Source organism: Peribacillus sp. SIMBA_075 (assembly GCF_046534585.1).
Window position 1 is genome coordinate 1 of the sequence record NZ_JAWRYN010001457.1, and the last position, 241, is coordinate 241.

Consider the following 241-nt stretch of genomic DNA (forward strand, 5'->3'; position numbering starts at 1 on the left):
TCCTTCATCTACTATTGTGATATCAACTTCTTCTTGTAGTAGCTGAATTTGTTTAAGTCCGGAATCTACTGCTTCTTCGATTGTACGACCGACAGCAGTTATTTCCTTCATTTTTTATTCCCGCCAGCTTTTTCTTTTGTATCAACTTGTACTTGAGGTGTTCTAATCACCAATGTTTGAATGATCATGAAAAGGTTACCTACAACCCAGTAAAGTGAAAGTGCCGCTGGGAAACTGATTG

1 protein-coding gene and 1 pseudogene are annotated in these 241 nt (G+C 38.2%); both read right to left on the reverse strand.

What is annotated here, in order from left to right; translation table 11 throughout:
* On the reverse strand, positions 1-111 hold a 111-nt coding region (locus tag SB775_RS33210; RefSeq protein WP_410865552.1), incomplete at its 3' end, for a Jag N-terminal domain-containing protein.
* Positions 108-241: pseudogene (locus tag SB775_RS33215) on the reverse strand (OxaA precursor); the annotation flags it as partial. The gene SB775_RS33210 and the pseudogene SB775_RS33215, both read right to left, overlap by 4 nt.